The organism is Streptomyces sp. NPDC048370 (assembly GCF_043200825.1).
Classification (GTDB): Bacteria; Actinomycetota; Actinomycetes; order Streptomycetales; family Streptomycetaceae; genus Streptomyces.
This window is the reverse complement of record NZ_JBICYI010000002.1, coordinates 175,519-190,091: the sequence shown is the minus strand read 5'-3', so window position 1 is coordinate 190,091 and position 14,573 is coordinate 175,519. Positions and strand designations below refer to the sequence as shown.

The window sequence follows — 14,573 nt, the reverse complement described above, 5'->3', positions numbered from 1 at the left end:
TCCGCCTTGCGATCCACGGCACCAGACCCCGCTCCCTGATCCGGCCTGATCCAAACGAAAGGCCCTAGGCCCAGTGAGCGGGGCGCTCGAAGGTCGCCGGGAGGCGGGTCGTCGCGTCGCCGCGGGCCGCGTTCAGTTGGGGCTGGGTGAGGAACAGGGCGTCCGTGAGGTCCGCGCCCGACAGGTCGGCGTCCCGGAGATCCACGCCGATCAGGTCGGCCAGGGAGAGGTCCGCGCCCTTCAGGTCGGCGGCGATCAGCAGGGCGCCGCGCAGGTCCGCGCCGCGCAGCTTGGCTCCGCGCAGCCGGGCGCCGATCAGGTCGGCGCCCCGTCGGCTCTTGGTCTTGGCGCTCGCCGTGGCTCGCACCAGGGTGCTGGTCTTCAGGAGCAGCGGGTTGACCTCGGCCCGTACGGCGCCGACGTCCAGCTTCTCCAGGGCTTCCGCCGAGCCCTCGGTCAGCCCCTCCACCCGCTCCAGGGCCCGCCGCAGCTCCGCGTGGACCGGACGGGCGGCGGGCCGCGCGAGGGCCTCGGTGAGGTAGCGCAGCAGCTCGTGGAGCTGGCGCACCACCGGGAACACCTCGTACATCTGCCGCGCGGTCTCCGGCGCCTCACGCCACGAGACCCCGCCGAAGGTGACCTGGGAGACCTTCTGGCCCGCGCCGAAACAGTCGTACACCGTGCAGCCCGAGAAGCCGCTCGGCCGCAGCCGGGTGTGGATCCCGCAGCGGAAGTCCTCCTGGAGGTTCCGGCACGGTTCCCCGGAGGCCTTGTTCACGGCGAAGTCCGCGGACTTGGCGAAGGGGAGGGCGACGCAGCAGAGCCCGAAGCAGTTCGAACAGTCGCCTCGGAGGGTCTCGGGCATGAGTGAGTGGTTCCTTCGTGGGTGGGAGTGATCCCACCGTATCGCGCCGCCGGTCACATCGGTCACGAAGATCATCCGCCTGCGCGCGGGACCGGCTGTCGTGGACGGCGGACCGCCTTCCGGCCGCCCGCCTCGTCACGATCGACACCGGCTACGAGATCCACCGGCTCTGCCCGGACGTCTTCCTGGCCGCCCTGCGGGCCATCGGTACTCAGGAGGCGGAGTCCTCGGCCGCCGCCACCGAGCGGGCCCAGCGGTAGTCCGCCTTGCCGCTCGGGGAACGCTCGATCCTGTCGGTGATCACCAGCTGGCGCGGGATCTTGTAGCCGGCGAGGCGGGTGCGGCAGTGGGTCTGTACGGTCTCCAGGTCGAGCGCGGGTGCCCCCGCGCGCAGCTGGACGACCGCCGCCACGTGGTTGCCCCACTTCGCGTCCGGCACGCCGGCGACCAGTGCGTCGTACACGTCCGGATGGGACTTCAGCGCCTGCTCGACCTCCTCCGGATAGACCTTCTCGCCGCCGGTGTTGATGCACTGCGAGCCGCGGCCCAGGACCGTCACGATGCCGTCCTCGTCGACGGTCGCCATGTCGCCGAGCAGCACCCACCGCTCCTCACCCTTCTGGAAGAAGGTCTCGGCCGTCTTCGCCGGGTCGTTGTAGTAGCCGAGCGGCACATGGCCGCGCTGCGCGAGGCGCCCCGGCTCGCCCACCGGCACCGGGTCGTACGTCACCGGGTCCACGACCTGCGTCCGCTCGTTGACCTCCAGGCGGAAGCCCTTCTCCGGGCCGGAGTCGTCCGTCGCCTTGCCGTTGGAACCGGACTCCGAGGAGCCGAAGTTGTTCAGCAGCAGCACGTTCGGCACGAGCGCCTGGAACTGGGCCCGTACCGTCTCCGACATGATCGCCCCGGAGGAGGAGACGCTGAAGAGCGAGGACAGGTCCGTCCCCTTCAGCGGGCCGTGGAGCGCGTCGATCAGCGGCCTGAGCATCGCGTCGCCCACCAGCGACACGCTGGAGACCTTCTCCTTCTCGATCGTCCGGAGCACCTCCGCCGGTACGTACTTGCGGTGGATGACCACCCGCTGCCCGTAGTTGAAGGCGATGAACGAGGTCAGCGTCGAGGTGCCGTGCATCAGCGGGGGAGCGGGGAAGAACGTGATCCCGGCGCCGCCCGCCGCGACCCGCACGGCCAGTTCCTCGGGCCGCTTGACCGGCTCGCCCGCCGGATCGCCGCCGAAGAGCCCGGCGAAGAAGAGGTCCTCCTGGCGCCACATGACGCCCTTCGGCATCCCCGTCGTACCGCCGGTGTAGATGATGAACAGGTCGTCGGCCGAGCGCGGCCCGAACCCGCGCTCCGGCGAACCGGCCGCCTCGGCGTCCGTGTACGCCACGCAGTCCAGTGGGGGCGCGTCCTCGGGCGGGGTCCCCACCCGCACGAGGTGCCGCAGCTTCTCCGTCTGCGGCAGCGCCGCCGCGACCCGCTCCGTGAACTCGGCGTCGAAGACGAGCGCGGCGAGGTCGGCGTCCCTGTAGAGGTAGACCAGCTCCTCCTCCACGTACCGGTAGTTCACGTTGACCGGGACGATCCGCGCCTTGAGGCAGGCCAGGACGGTCTGCAGGTACTCGATCCCGTTGTAGAGGTGCAGGCCCAGGTGCTCGCCCGGCCGGATGCCGGAGTCGATCAGATGGTGGGCGAGCCGGTTGGCGGCGCCGTCGAGCTCCGCGTACGTGAGCCGGCGCTCCGCGCCCGTGCCCGGGTGGTCGACGTAGACGAGCGCCTCCCGCTCAGGGACCACGTCGACGACCGACTCGAACAGGTCGGCAAGGTTGTACTCCACCGTTCCTCCTGACCCCGCTGGTCGCCCAGGCCCGAACTGACTCGGCGGTCATTAGAGCGCCGACCGGCGGAAGTGGGAAGGGGTCGCGCAGACGAATCTGACTGAGTGTCAGAAAACTATTGAACTGGACCCGCACCTCCTGCAACCTGTTCTAGGTCTGGAGACGGGAGGACGTCCATGGGTGGGACCGAACACCTCACCGTGCAGCGCGAAGGCGCCACGCTCGTGCTCACACTCAACCGACCGGAGGCGAAGAACGCGCTCTCACTGCCGATGCTGGTCGGGCTCTACGACGGCTGGCTCGAGGCCGACGCCGACGACACGATCCGCTCCGTGGTCCTCACCGGAGCCGGCGGCTCCTTCTGCGCCGGTATGGACCTCAAGGCGCTGGCGGGCAAGGGCATGGCGGGCGAGCAGTACCGGGACCGGCTCAAGGCCGACCCCGACCTGCACTGGAAGGCGATGCTGCGCCACCACCGCCCGCGCAAGCCCGTCATCGCGGCGATCGAGGGCTACTGCGTCGCCGGCGGCACCGAGATCCTGCAGGGCACCGACATCCGGATCGCGGGCGACTCCGCCACCTTCGGACTCTTCGAGGTGAAGCGCGGCCTGTTCCCGATCGGCGGCTCGACCGTCCGGCTGCCCCGCCAGATCGCCCGCACGCACGCGCTCGAAATGCTGCTGACCGGGCGCCCGTACGGAGCGGAGGAGGCCGCCCGGATCGGACTCGTCGGCCGTGTCGTCCCCGCGGGGACGGCGCTGGAAGCGGCGCTGTCCGTCGCGGAACAGATCAACGCCTGCGGGCCGCTCGCCGTCGAGGCCGTCAAGGCCTCGGTCTACGAGACGGCCGAGATGACGGAGACGGAGGGCCTGGCGGCGGAACTCACCCGGGGCTGGCCCATCTTCGACACGGCGGACGCGAAGGAAGGCGCCCGCGCCTTCGCGGAGAAACGGGCGCCGGTGTACCGCCGGGAGTGACCTTCCCCCACTCCGCCCCTTCCCGAACTGGGGCTCCGCCTCAGACCCGCGCCTCAAACTCCCCCTACGCCTACCGGCCTGGGGGACCGCCGGCGAGGCTGGAATTTCAGCCCGTCCGGCGCTTGAGGACACGGCCGCAGACCGTACGGGGGTCTGGGGGCCTGCCCCAGTTCGGGAAGGGGCGGGGTGGGGAGGAAGCCCCGCGCAGCGGCCCCAGGCCCGCGCCCGAAGTCCCCGACCAAGGAGCCCCGCTCATGACAGTCGCCCCCATCCCTGAAACCCTCCGCGCCCCCCTCGTCGTCGAGTTCCCCTTCACCCGGTCCCTCGGCCCCGTCCAGTCCGCGTTCCTGACCGGGCTCCGCGAGCGGACCGTCCTCGGGGTGCGGACCGACGACGGACGCGTGCTCGTCCCGCCCGTCGAGTACGACCCCGAGACCGCCGCCGAACTCCGCGACCTCGTCGAACTCGGCACCACCGGCACCGTCACCACCTGGGCCTGGAACCCCGAACCCCGTACCGGACAGCCCCTGTCCACCCCCTTCGCCTGGGTCCTCGTCCGCCTCGACGGCGCCGACACCGCCCTGCTCCACGCCCTCGACGCGCCAGGACCCGAGGCCGTCCGCACCGGCATGAGGGTCCGGATCCGCTGGGCCGAGGAGCGGACCGGCGCCATCACGGACATCGCCTGCTTCGAGCCGTACGAGAGCACCGAGGACCACGGGACACGCGCGCACGACGGCACCTTCGACGACCCCGTCACCGGCATCGTCGCCCCCGCCCGGCTCGACTACACCTACAGCCCGGGCCGCGCCCAGACCGCCTACCTGCACGCCCTCTCCGAGAACCGGACCGTCGGCGAACGCTGCCCGTCCTGCACCAAGGTGTACGTCCCGCCCCGAGGAGCCTGTCCCACCTGCGGAGTGGCGACCACCGAGCAGGTCGAGGTCGGCCCGCGCGGCACGGTCACCACCTTCTGCATCGTCAACATCAAGGCCAAGAACCTCGACATCGAGGTCCCGTACGTCTACGCCCACATCGCCCTCGACGGCGCCGGGCTCGCCCTCCACGGCCGGATCGGCGGCATCCCCTACGACCAGGTGCGGATGGGGCTGCGCGTCGAACCCGTGTGGAGCGAGGACGGCCGCTACCCCGACCACTACCGGCCGACCGGCGAACCCGACGCCGACTACGACGCGTACAAGGAGCTGCTGTGACGCCGGACCGAGAGACGCCGGACCGAGAGACGCCGGACCGAGTGACGCCGGACCGACCGGGCCGACCGGACCGCGAGGTGGCGATCGTCGCCTTCGCCCAGACCGACCACCGCCGGCGTACGGACGAACTGTCCGAGGTCGAGATGGTCATGCCCGTCCTCCACGACGTGCTGCGCCAGACCGGCCTGAAGACCGCCGACATAGGCTTCACCTGCTCCGGCTCCTCCGACTACCTCGCCGGGCGCGCCTTCTCCTTCACCATGGCCCTCGACGGCGTCGGCGCCTGGCCGCCGATATCCGAGTCCCATGTCGAGATGGACGGCGCCTGGGCGCTCTACGAGGCCTGGGTGAAGCTGCTGACGGGCGAGGCCGACACCGCGCTCGTCTACTCGTACGGGAAGTCCTCGCCCGGCTCCGTACGCGACGTCCTCACCCGGCAGCTCGACCCCTACTACCTCGCCCCGCTCTGGCCCGACACCGTCGCCCTCGCCGCCCTCCAGGCCCGGGCGCTCATCGACGCCGGACACACCGACGAGCCCGCGCTCGCCGCCATCGCCACCCGCAGCCGCCAGGACGGCACCGCCAACCCCCACGCCCAGCTGCCCGGCGCCCGCGACCAGGGCGAGTACGTCGTCGGGCCGCTGCGCACCGGCGACTGCCCGCCCATCGGCGACGGCGCGGCCGCCGTGATCCTCGCCGTCGGCGACCGGGCCCGCGAGCTGTGCGACCGCCCTGCCTGGATCCGCGGCATCGACCACCGGATCGAGGCGCACTCCCTGGGCGTCCGCGACCTCACCGACTCGCCCTCCACGCGGCTCGCCGCCGAGCGCGCCGGAGCCTTCGAGCGGCCCGTCGACACCGCTGAACTGCACGCGCCCTTCACCTCCCAGGAGGTCGTGCTCCGCCGAGCCCTCGACCTCGACGACAGGGTGAGGGTCAACCCGTCCGGCGGAGCGCTCGCCGCCAACCCGATGATGGCCGCGGGCCTCATCCGCCTGGGCGAGGCCGCCGCCCGCATCCACCGGGGCGCCTCCGACCGCGCCCTCGCCCACGCCACCTCCGGCCCCTGTCTGCAACAGAACCTGGTGGCCGTCCTGGAAGGGGAAGCCCGTGGCTAAGGAGCCCGTCGCCGTCGTCGGGATCGGCCAGACCAAGCACGTCGCCGCCCGCCGGGACGTCTCGATCGCCGGACTCGTGCGCGAGGCCGCCCTGCGCGCCCTGGAGGACGCCGAGCTGACCTGGGCGGACATCGACGCCGTCGTCATCGGCAAGGCCCCCGACTTCTTCGAGGGCGTGATGATGCCGGAGCTGTACCTCGCCGACGCCCTCGGCGCGGTCGGCAAGCCGATGCTGCGCGTGCACACGGCGGGTTCGGTCGGCGGCTCCACGGCCCTCGTCGCCGCGAACCTCGTCGCGGCCCGTGTCCACGGCACCGTGCTGACCCTGGCGTTCGAGAAGCAGTCCGAGTCCAACGCCATGTGGGGCCTCTCGCTCCCCGTCCCGTTCCAGCAGCCGCTGCTCGCCGGGGCCGGTGGCTTCTTCGCCCCGCACGTCCGCGCCTACATGCGCCGCACCGGCGCCCCGGACACCGTCGGCTCCCTCGTCGCGTACAAGGACCGGCGCAACGCCCTGAAGAACCCGTACGCCCACCTCCACGAGCACGACATCACCCTGGAGAAGGTCCAGGCCTCGCCGATGCTCTGGGACCCGATCCGCTACTCCGAGACCTGCCCGTCCTCCGACGGCGCCTGCGCGATGGTCCTCACCGACCGTGCGGGCGCGGAGCGTTCGCCCAGGCCGCCCGCCTGGGTGCACGGCGGTGCGATGCGCAGCGAGCCCACGCTCTTCGCGGGCAAGGACTTCGTCTCGCCGCAGGCCGGGAAGGACTGCGCGGCCGACGTCTACCGGCAGGCCGGCATCACCGACCCGCGCCGGGAGATCGACGCGGTCGAGATGTACGTCCCGTTCTCCTGGTACGAGCCGATGTGGCTGGAGAACCTGGGCTTCGCCGAGGAGGGCGAGGGCTGGAAGCTCACCGAGGCGGGGGTCACCGAACTCGACGGCGACCTGCCCGTGAACCCCTCCGGCGGCGTCCTCTCCACCAACCCCATCGGCGCGTCGGGGATGATCCGCTTCGCCGAGGCGGCGATGCAGGTACGGGGGCAGGCGGGCGAGCACCAGGTGGAGGGGGCGCGCAGGGCGCTCGGGCACGCGTACGGAGGGGGCGCGCAGTTCTTCTCGATGTGGCTCGTCGGAGACCGGCCACCGGCCGGCTGAGCCGCCCGAGCCGCCCGCAGGAGGTCTGTCGGCACCCGGTGCCGCTCGCTACCCTGAGCCCCGGACGACGACGTTGCGCAATGCGGGAGGAGCACGGACGTGGCGGAGAGCACCACCACCCAGCACGCCTTCATGGGGTGGGACAAGCCGGAACTCGACCTCAGCGGAGCCGACTGGCGGTCGAGCAGCCAGGGCGCGGGAGACGTCCAGATCGCCTTCGTCGAGGGCTTCATCGCGATGCGGAACGGAGGCCGGCCGGAGGCGCCGTCGCTGATCTTCACCCCGGCGGAGTGGCGGGCGTTCGTGGTCAACGCCAGGGAGGGCGAGTTCGACCTGACGTGACGTCGGGCGCCGCCCAAGGCCTGTCCGGCGGGCCTGTCGGCCGATCATGGCCGGCGACAGGTCCTAGGCTGGCGCCCGTGAACGCGGAACGTGATCTGACCCGGCTCGTCGCCGGGATGCGCCCGGAGCTGAACCCCGGCCGCTATGTCTTCACCACCGTGGACGGGCCCGCCCCTGCGGAAGTCGTCCCGATCGTCACCGTCGCCGAGAGCGAGGGACTGACGCTGGTCGTACGCCAGGAGGAGGCCGACGCGGCCGGTCTGGCGTACGACTACGTGGCCGGGTGGATCACCCTGCGGGTCCACTCGGCGCTCGACGCCGTCGGGCTGACGGCGGTGGTCGCCCGGGGGCTCGCCGAGGCCGGTCTGAGCTGCAATGTCGTGGCCGGCTTCCACCACGACCACCTCTTCGTCGAACACGCCCGCGCGGACGAGGCGTTGGCCGTTCTGCGCGGACTCGCGGACCGGGCGACCGGCTCGTCCGACTGACCCTCACAGGGGGCGCCCACGGGCGTACGCTGTGGTCTTCGCGGGGCTCCACGGCCCGGCCGCACTCATCCGCGCGCCGGGTGTGCGCCCCCGGCGTGGGGGTGTGGAACGTGGTGGTACGCAGCGGCGGTCGGGACCGCCGGGGCTTCGGCCTGTTCGAACGCGAGGCGGAACTCGCGGCGGCGGAAGAGGCGTTGAACCACTTGGCCGGCCTCGACGAGGACGGCACGTGGGCGGGGACGGGCGACGACGACGGCTCATGGCCGGGAACGGGCGACGACGGGGGACGTGCGTCGTCCGCCGACGGCGGCCGCCGGCCGGGCATCGGCGACGACGAGTGGCGGACGGGCGGCGAGGACGGCCCGAGGGCGGGAGCCCGTGAGGGCGTCCCGTACCAGCGCTCCGCCGTCGACGGCCCCGCGCGCGACACCCGTCGCGTGGTCGTCCAAGGCGGAAGGCCGACCCCCGCCGACGCCGGAGGTTCCTCCCGCGCGCCCGGGGCACCGCGCGGCGGTGTCCTCGCCTACGCCGCGCCCGCCGGGCTCGGGAAGACCACGTTGCTCGCCGAGATCCGGCGGCGCGCCGCCGCCAAGGGATGCACCGTGCTCGCGGCGCGCGGCGGCGACCAGGAGCAGCGGGTCGCCTTCCACGTCGCACGGCAGCTCCTCCAGCCACAACTGGCCGCCGCATCCGACACCGAACTCCGCGCCCGGCTCGGCAGTTGGTACGACATCGTCGGCCCCGCCCTCGGCCTCTGCGCCCCGGCCGACGGCGGGCCGCCCGACCCGCAGGGCCTGCGCGACGGACTCGACTGGGTCCTGACCCATCTCGCGGTCCGGCGCGCCCCGCTCGTCGTCGTCCTCGACGACGCCCACTGGGCCGACCCCGAGTCCCTCGGCTGGCTCGCCGCCTTCGCGCCCCGCGCCGAGGAGCTGCCCATGCTCCTCGTCGTCGCCTACCGCCCCGACGAACTCCCCGACAGCGGCGACGAGTTCACCGGACGGCGGTCCGGCCGACGGCCCCTCGGCCTGGAACCCCTCACTTCCTCCGCCATCGCCCGCCTCGTCCGCGACCGGGTCGGCGCCCACGCCGACGACACCTTCTGCCGCGAGTGCTGGACCGTCACCTCAGGCAACCCCTTCGAGGCCGTCGAACTCGCCGCCAAGGTCCGCGACCGCGGCCTGGAGCCCAGGGCCGAGGCCGCCCACGAGCTCCGCGACCTCGCCGCCGCCGTCAAGGGCCACGGCCTCACCGCGACCCTCGAACGGCTCGGCACCTCCACCGTCCGCCTCGCCTGGGCCTGCGCCGTCCTCGGCACCGAGATCTCGCCCCAGCTCGCCGGCGCCGTCGCGGGCCTCGGAGCCGAAGCCGTCGCCGAGTGCGCCGCGCGGCTGCGCGACGCCCGCGTCCTCGCCGTCACCGAGACCCTCGAATTCGTCCACCCCCTCATCGCCACCGCCGTCTACCAGGCCATCCCGCCGGCCACCCGCGTCGCCCTGCACGGCCAGGCCGCCTGGTGCGTCGTCGACGCGGGACTCGGCGCCACCGCGGCCGCGCGCCACCTCCTGGAGACCCACCCCGAGCACGACCCCTGGGTCGTGGGCCACCTCCGCGAAGCCGCCCGCGAGACCCTGCGGGCCGGAGCCCCCGACGCCGCGCGCCGCTTCCTCGCCCGCGCCCTGCGCGAACCTCCCGCCGACGAGGACCGCGCCGCCGTCCTCTTCGAACTCGGCAGCGCCTCCCTGCTCACCGAGCCCGCCACCACCGTCAACCACCTGCGCGCCGCCCTGGAGGAGCGCGTCGCCGACCCGGCGCTGCGCCACGGCATCGTCTACCGCCTCTCCCAGGTCCTCGCCCACAGCGACCGGCTCGTCGAGGCCTCCGAACTCCTCGGCCGCGAGTCCCGGCTCACCACCGACGCCCGCAGCCGGCTCCGCATGCAGTCCGAGAAGTTCATGTGGGACGCCTTCCGCGCCGACGAACCCGACTCGCCCGCCCGCTCCCGCCGCCTCGCCCGCCTCGCCGGCCGCGACCTCACCGAGCGGTACGTCATCGGCCTGCGCGCCTGGGACGCCACCCTGCGCGCCGAACCCTCGACGGTCGCCGTCGACCACGCCGAACGCGCCCTGGAGGGCGGCCTGAGCTGGGCCGACGAGAGCCGGGGCTTCGAGGTCCCGGTCCTGGTCGCCCTCACCTTCCTCTACGCCGACCGGCCCGGCCGCGCCGAGGAGCTCTTCGCTGCCGGCACCGCCGAGTTCGAGCGCCAGGGCTGGCACGGCGCCCACCTCTCCTTCGCGTACACCCTCCTCGGGTACATCCGGCTGCGTCGCGGCCGGCTCGTCGAGGCGGAGGACTTCGTCCGCGCGGGGCTGCGCCTCGCCGAGCGTGTCGGCCCCCGCACCCCCGCCCTCTGGTACGCCGTCGGCGTCGCCATCGAGGTGCTGCTCGCCCGCGGCCGGGTCGAGGAGGCCGACCGGCTCGCCCGTACCCACGACTTCGGCGAGCCGTTCCCCGCGGCCGTCACCTTCCCCGACTCCCAGACCGTCCACGCCGAACTGCTCCTGGCCAGGGGACACGTCGCGGAGGCCGCCGCCGAGCTGGCCGCCGTCGGCCGCCGCCTCGACCCGCGCGGGATGCGCAACCCCGCGTGGTGCCCCTGGCAGCTCCACCTCGCGCTCGCCGAGGCCAGGGAGACCCCCGAGCGGGCTCGGGAGACCGCCCGGGAGGCCGTCGCCCGGGCCCGCCAGTACGGTGCGCCGTCCGCGATCGGGCAGGCGCTGCGTGTGACCGCCGAGGTCACGGCCGGCGACGAGCGCATCAAGCTGCTGGAGGAGTCCGTCGACCGGCTGGAGCGCTCGCCCGCCGCGTACGAGCTCGCGCGCTCCCTGGTGGCGCTCGGGTCTGCGCTGCGCCGTGTCGGCAGGACCGGGGAGGCCGCCGAACGCCTCTACCGGGGCCTGGAGGCCGCCCAGACCTGCGGAGCCGACGGCCTCGGCGAGGAGGCCAGGGCGGAGCTGGCCGCCTCCGGTCTCCGGCCGCGCGCCCTCCACCCGGCCGGCACCGACGCGCTCACCGCCCGGGAGCGCCTCGCCGCCGACCTCACGGCCCGCGGCGAGGACCCGGCCACCGCCCTGAACGCCGACCGGGTCGCAGTGACCCTGCTGCTGTCCTCCGTCTACCGCAAGCTCGGCACCGACCGTACGGGCCTCGCCCAGGCCCTCCGCCGCTCCGCCGCAGACCCCCGCCCGGCCTGACCGGAGCCGGGCGCGGCGTCGCCGCCGGACAGGCCGATCAGCGGCCCGGTCGGCAGCTCGGTCGGCAGCTCGGTCGGCGTGTCGCGGGTCGCCGTGGGGCGCCCCCGACGTACCCGCCCCGGCGCGTCGCGGTGGGAGCCGGGGCACGTACCATGGCCGTATGTCCTTCCTCCGCCGCCGCAGCGCCGCCACACCCGCGGGCCCGGACTTCGATGTCCTGGCCATGGACCCGGGGGACTGGCCCGGCAATCTCGGTGCGGGCCTGCTGCCCGCGCCCGACGGCAGCTGCCAGGGCGTCTTCCTCCGCTACGACCTGTTCGGCGGCCGCGGCCCCGCGATGATCATCGGCAATCTGCCGGAGGGCTCCCCGGCCCGCGAGCTCGCCGAGGGCCAGATCCCCTTCGAGGTCGCCCAGCTCCTCGCGGCCCTGGAGAACGACGAGCCGGTCGAGGTCCTCGACACCGAGGACATGCCGGTGATGCAGGGCGACAACCTGCTGATCGTGCGTCGGCTCAAGCTCTCCGAGAGCCGTATCGCCTGCGTGCAGTTCGACCGCAGTGACAACGTCCTGGTGACGATCGCCAGTTGGGACCGGCCGATCACCGACGATCTGTACGCTCTGCTCAAGCCGCTGCCCGCAGAGCTGTTCCAGCAGGGCTGACCAGGAGACGAGGATCGGGGGCCGATGAGCGCACGCGTCGACAGCTGGATCTGGGCGGTACGCCTCACCAAGACCCGCTCGCAGGCGGCCGCCGCCTGCCGGGCCGGACACGTGAAGGTCAACGGTGAACGCGCCAAGCCCGCCCAGCCGGTGAAGCCCGGCGACGAGGTGCGCCTCTTCCACGGCGGCCGCGAGCGGATCGTCGAGGTCAAGGAGCTGCTCACCAAGCGCGTCGGCCCGCCCGTCGCCGCCGAGGCGTACGTCGACAACAGCCCGCCGCCGCCCCCGCGCGAGCACGTGGCCCTGGCCGCCGTACGCGACCGAGGCGCCGGCCGCCCCACCAAGCGCGAGCGCCGCGAACTCGACCAGCTGCGCGGCCGCCCGCTCTGAGAGCGGCCGCGCCCCCTTCCACTACGGCACGAAGAGCGCCGCAAGGCGTGCCGCCGACGTACCGATCCCGGTCGGACCCACCCGGGCCAGCGACGTCCCGCTGCCCGAGTGGACGTCATCGGCGCCGTAACGGCGCACGCCCCGGTGCCAGTTGAGGATTCCGGCGAGCCAGTCCTCCAACTCCCGTACGTACGCCTCGAAGGCCGCCCTGCCCTCCTTGCCCAGGGCGAAGTCCTCGTACAGCAGGGGCAGTTCGTTCTTCTTCACATGCTCGAACTGGCGCAGTCGCCCGCGCATCAGGTCGTCGACCATCGCCACCGCCGTCGGGTAGTCGCAGTCGAAGAACGTCTGGAGCACGAGGACACCGTTGTGCACCTCGCCCTCCACCTCGATCTCCTTCTGGTAGGAGAAGAGGTCGTTCAGGAGCGCCGCGTAGTCCGCGGCCGAGTTCTCCAAGGCCCGGACCGTACCGGTGCGGAAGATCCCCGGCGGTAGCGTGTTCGTGCGCCGCAGCTTGCACAGCAGCATGGTCAGGTCGGAGCCGAAGGTGAGCCGCCGCATCTCGATGTAGTCCACCGGGTCGGGCACCCGGTGCTGCGCCTGGTTGTGCAGCTCCCACATCCAGCTGTCCAGCATCCCGTCCATGGCGCTCCGCAGCTGGGCCCGCGCGCCCGCCTCCATCGGCCCCGCCGTCCGCGCCCACAGGTCCGCGAGGGATCGTTCCATCGGACTGACTGCCGAGGCGTGTCCGGCCCCGGGATCCTCCAGCGACATGACGGACTTGAGCCGCTCCGTGCACTGCTTCGCGCCGATCAGGTTCCGTGGCCGACCGAAGACGAGCGGGTAGTAGTCGTCCCCGTACGTGCCCCAGGTCAGCCACTCCGCGCTGAGCTCCAGTTCCTCCAAGGTGGCGTCCGGGTCGAGCCCCGCCGAGCAGAGCGCGAAGTCGAAGCCCTCCAGCATCGGCCGGTCCCAGATGTCGTCCAGGAGACCCATCCGCTCCGCCCAGTCCACGGAGAGCCGCAGCGCCTCCCGGTGGTGCGGGCTGAGCGACAGCGCGTAGGGCAGGTCGAACTCGGGCAGCAGCGAGGGGCCCACCTTCTGGTGCGGTGTGTGCGTCAGCGACCGCAGCCGGGACGCGGTCGACCGGCCGAAGAGCGTCCTGATGTCGAGCGCCGAGGTGCCGAGCACCCCGTCGAGCCGCGAAGGCCCGGTGTCCAGGCCCTCGTTCATGTACCGGCTGGAGCGCATGTGCCACTCGTGGCCACCGGACTGCCAGTCCTGCAGCCCCTTCGCGTACGCCGCGATCGCCGCGCACTCCTCCTGGCTCAGCCCCTTCTCCAGGCAGAGGCCCGGGACTTCGGTGAGGGCCGTGTTCTCGAACTGCTGGAGCCGGGAGGTCAGCAGGTCGTTGACGGCCTCGGCCGCCTCCTGCGTCGTGCACCCGAGGAACTTCTCCAGGACGAGGACTCCGTTGCTGTTCTCACCCTCGTCCTCGACCTCCCGCTGGTACGAGAACAGGTCGTTGCGCAGGTGCACCGCGTCGGAGAACGTGTCGCGCAGCACGAGCAGCGGACGGGAGTGCGCCACCTGCTCGGGGACCTCCGCGCCAGCCGCGTACTCGACGAGCCCCGCCGACCAGGGGGCGCCGCCCACCTTGCGACGCATCTCGATGTACTCGACGGGGTTGGCGATCCGCCCCTCGTTGATGTTGTCGAGCTCCCACAGCGACTCGTTCAGGAGCGCCTCGGTCGCGGCGGCGAACCGTTCCCTCCAGCCGGCGGACATGGACGGCACCGTCCGCGTCCACAGGTCCGCGAGCCCCGCCTCGACGGGGTTGGTCGGCTCCGGCATCGGCGTCGACGGGTCCATCGGCATGAAGAGCGGCAGCCGGTCCAGGTACGCCTTGCCGCCGGGCCGGTCCTGGGTGCGCTTGAAGACCTCGAGGAAGTGGTCGTCGAAGAAGAAGACCCAGGTGTACCAGTCGGTCACCAGCGACAGCGCGTCGGAGTCGCAGTCGGGGTGGGTGTACGAGCAGAGCAGCGCGTAGTCGTGGGACTCGAGGTCGTGCTCCTCCCAGACGCCGGAGCCCTCCAGCATCCCCATGGACCGCGCCCACTCCCTGGTGTGCGAACGAGCGGTCTCCACATGGGGGTTGAGTCGCGCCGGATACGGGACATAGAAATCCGGCAGAACGAAGGGCTGAGCCATGCGTGCGGGGCCTTTCGGTGAGCGTGGGCAGTGATCGGCCGAGCATTACCCCTCGC

At 72.8% G+C, this 14,573-nt stretch carries 12 protein-coding genes; 9 read left to right on the top strand and 3 right to left on the bottom strand.

All coding sequences use genetic code 11. The features are described from left to right. Nucleotides 1–64 precede the first annotated feature (64 nt). Both ACGFYP_RS04730 and ACGFYP_RS04725 read right to left on the bottom strand, forming a co-directional pair. Complete coding sequence (locus ACGFYP_RS04730) at nt 65–865, bottom strand: pentapeptide repeat-containing protein (protein WP_393486385.1); 801 nt, start codon at nt 863–865, stop codon at nt 65–67. A gap of 211 nt (nt 866–1,076) precedes the next feature. After that, nucleotides 1,077–2,702, bottom strand: coding sequence for an acyl-CoA synthetase (locus ACGFYP_RS04725; RefSeq protein ID WP_393486383.1), 1,626 nt, complete (start codon nt 2,700–2,702; stop codon nt 1,077–1,079). Nucleotides 2,703–2,879: 177 nt separating this feature from the next. Between ACGFYP_RS04725 and ACGFYP_RS04720 the strand changes: the two genes are divergently transcribed. The 9 genes from ACGFYP_RS04720 to ACGFYP_RS04680 all read left to right on the top strand — a co-directional run bounded on the left by ACGFYP_RS04720 (nt 2,880) and on the right by ACGFYP_RS04680 (nt 12,306). Continuing rightward, nucleotides 2,880–3,680, top strand: coding sequence for a crotonase/enoyl-CoA hydratase family protein (locus ACGFYP_RS04720; protein ID WP_393486381.1), 801 nt, complete (start codon nt 2,880–2,882; stop codon nt 3,678–3,680). Nucleotides 3,681–3,934: 254 nt separating this feature from the next. Continuing rightward, the gene (locus tag ACGFYP_RS04715) at nt 3,935–4,894 is read left to right on the top strand and encodes a Zn-ribbon domain-containing OB-fold protein (RefSeq protein ID WP_393486379.1); all 960 of its coding nucleotides are present in this window, start codon (nt 3,935–3,937) and stop codon (nt 4,892–4,894) included. 41 nt (nt 4,895–4,935) lie between these two features. Then, nucleotides 4,936–6,012: a thiolase domain-containing protein gene (locus ACGFYP_RS04710; RefSeq protein WP_393487470.1), complete on the top strand. Its 1,077-nt coding sequence runs from the start codon at nt 4,936–4,938 to the stop codon at nt 6,010–6,012. After that, the gene (locus tag ACGFYP_RS04705; protein WP_393486377.1) at nt 6,005–7,171 is read left to right on the top strand and encodes a thiolase domain-containing protein; all 1,167 of its coding nucleotides are present in this window, start codon (nt 6,005–6,007) and stop codon (nt 7,169–7,171) included. The genes ACGFYP_RS04710 and ACGFYP_RS04705 overlap by 8 nt, the downstream gene beginning before the upstream one ends. Nucleotides 7,172–7,303: 132 nt before the next feature. After that, nucleotides 7,304–7,513: a DUF397 domain-containing protein gene (locus ACGFYP_RS04700; RefSeq protein ID WP_393487467.1), complete on the top strand. Its 210-nt coding sequence runs from the start codon at nt 7,304–7,306 to the stop codon at nt 7,511–7,513. Nucleotides 7,514–7,590: 77 nt separating this feature from the next. Next, nucleotides 7,591–8,001: an ACT domain-containing protein gene (locus tag ACGFYP_RS04695; protein WP_361966384.1), complete on the top strand. Its 411-nt coding sequence runs from the start codon at nt 7,591–7,593 to the stop codon at nt 7,999–8,001. Nucleotides 8,002–8,111: 110 nt separating this feature from the next. Next, a complete protein-coding gene (locus ACGFYP_RS04690; protein WP_393486374.1) occupies nt 8,112–11,255 on the top strand; it encodes an ATP-binding protein in 3,144 nt (1,047 codons plus the stop codon). A gap of 160 nt (nt 11,256–11,415) precedes the next feature. After that, nucleotides 11,416–11,916, top strand: a complete 501-nt coding sequence (locus tag ACGFYP_RS04685; protein WP_361966387.1) for a hypothetical protein — start codon at nt 11,416–11,418, stop codon at nt 11,914–11,916. Nucleotides 11,917–11,940: 24 nt separating this feature from the next. Next, nucleotides 11,941–12,306, top strand: a complete 366-nt coding sequence (locus tag ACGFYP_RS04680) for an RNA-binding S4 domain-containing protein (protein WP_361966389.1) — start codon at nt 11,941–11,943, stop codon at nt 12,304–12,306. Nucleotides 12,307–12,327: 21 nt separating this feature from the next. Here ACGFYP_RS04680 and ACGFYP_RS04675 read toward each other — a convergent pair whose 3' ends face one another. Continuing rightward, nucleotides 12,328–14,517: a germacradienol/geosmin synthase gene (locus ACGFYP_RS04675; RefSeq protein WP_393486368.1), complete on the bottom strand. Its 2,190-nt coding sequence runs from the start codon at nt 14,515–14,517 to the stop codon at nt 12,328–12,330. Nucleotides 14,518–14,573: the final 56 nt, after the last annotated feature.

Coding starts and splice junctions, on each gene's coding strand:
- ACGFYP_RS04730 (WP_393486385.1), bottom strand. CDS start 865: ATGCCCGAGACCCTCCGAGGCGACTGTTCGAACTGCTTCGGGCTCTGC.
- ACGFYP_RS04675 (WP_393486368.1), bottom strand. CDS start 14,517: ATGGCTCAGCCCTTCGTTCTGCCGGATTTCTATGTCCCGTATCCGGCG.
- ACGFYP_RS04700 (WP_393487467.1), top strand. CDS start 7,304: ATGGGGTGGGACAAGCCGGAACTCGACCTCAGCGGAGCCGACTGGCGG.
- ACGFYP_RS04715 (WP_393486379.1), top strand. CDS start 3,935: ATGACAGTCGCCCCCATCCCTGAAACCCTCCGCGCCCCCCTCGTCGTC.
- ACGFYP_RS04685 (WP_361966387.1), top strand. CDS start 11,416: ATGTCCTTCCTCCGCCGCCGCAGCGCCGCCACACCCGCGGGCCCGGAC.
- ACGFYP_RS04720 (WP_393486381.1), top strand. CDS start 2,880: ATGGGTGGGACCGAACACCTCACCGTGCAGCGCGAAGGCGCCACGCTC.
- ACGFYP_RS04680 (WP_361966389.1), top strand. CDS start 11,941: ATGAGCGCACGCGTCGACAGCTGGATCTGGGCGGTACGCCTCACCAAG.